This window comes from Microcoleus sp. BM001215392 (assembly GCF_036700185.1).
GTDB lineage: Bacteria > Cyanobacteriota > Cyanobacteriia > Cyanobacteriales > Microcoleaceae > Microcoleus.
Genome location: NZ_JAUBOJ010000717.1, coordinates 1 through 1348 on the forward strand (window position 1 = coordinate 1; position 1348 = coordinate 1348).

Below are 1348 nucleotides of genomic sequence, written 5' to 3' on the forward strand. Positions count from 1 at the left end.
TTGACTGTTGACTGTTGACTGTTGACTGTTGACTGTTGACTGTTGACTGTTGACTGTTGACTGTTGACTGTTGAGTTGACAGAAGAAAGAGAGAAGAAGATTAAGAAGGCTGTTAAAACCCTCGGCGCGGCAAATGTTATATTAAACACAATTCAATCAGTAAGAATACGTAAGTGCGACAAACTTAAAGATTAAGCCAAATAGCCAATGCCAAAGCTGTGAGACTTGTACTAATGTTGATTATGCCTCGGAATTTGTTTCACCCAACCTGTGCCATCACCCCTCTCACACGCGCGATCGACTTCCGCTCACAGCACAACTCGGGTAAATTTGCAGTCAACCCTTTAAATTCAAATTGATTAAACTATGATTTTACTAACAGGCTATCAAATCACGGAACAAATTTATTCTGGTATCAATACTGCGATCTATCGGGGAATCTGGGAACAAGAAAACCTACCCGTCATAGTCAAAACCCTGAAAAGCGAGTATCCAACTCTCGAAGAGATTACTCGCTTGAGACACGAATATAAAATCCGAAAAAATCTCAGAAATATACAAAGTATTGTTAATTCATACCGCCTAGAAACGCATCAAAATAGTGTAGCACTCACATTAGAAGATTTTGGTGGCTTGGCTTTGTCAAAGTTTTTAACTACTCAAAAATTTAAATTAAAACTTTTTCTCGAAATAGCCGTGCAGCTAGCCCAAAGTTTGGGTGAAATCCATCAAAATCAAATAATTCACAAAGATATCAAGCCACAAAATATTATCATCAATCCAGAGACTTATCAGGTCAAAATTACTGACTTCAGCATCTCCTCGCGCTTGGTTAGAGAAAACGCAAGTCCCAGCTATCCCAATTTGCTCGAAGGTACGTTAGCTTATATTTCGCCGGAACAAACTGGTAGAATGAATCGGGCAATTGATTACCGCAGCGATTTCTATTCATTGGGCGTCACTTTTTACGAGATGCTGACTGGTGAATTGCCGTTTAATGCGATCGACCCTTTAGAATTAGTTCACTGTCACATCGCTAGAATCGCCCCCGCGCCCCGCAGTTTGAAGCCGGAAATTCCCGAAGCAATCTCTGCCATCGTGATGAAGCTGTTGGCGAAGACGGCGGAAGACAGGTATCAAAGCGCCGACGGGCTGAGGTTTGACCTGGAAACTTGTCTCGCACAACTGCAAGCTGGCGGCAATATATCTGATTTTACTGTTGGAAATGCCGATCGGGCAGGTCAACTTCTCATCCCCCAAAAACTATACGGTAGAGAAGCCGAAGTCGCCGCTTTGCTCAGTGCTTTTGAGCGAGTTAGCGGTGTAGAACCCCCCCAACCCCCCCTTG

1 protein-coding gene is annotated in these 1348 nt (G+C 43.0%); it reads left to right on the forward strand.

Going from position 1 to position 1348, the window contains the following annotated elements; translation table 11 throughout:
* Positions 1-366 precede the first annotated feature (366 nt).
* On the forward strand, positions 367-1348 hold a 982-nt coding region (locus QT974_RS34400; RefSeq protein WP_333472824.1), incomplete at its 3' end, for a serine/threonine protein kinase.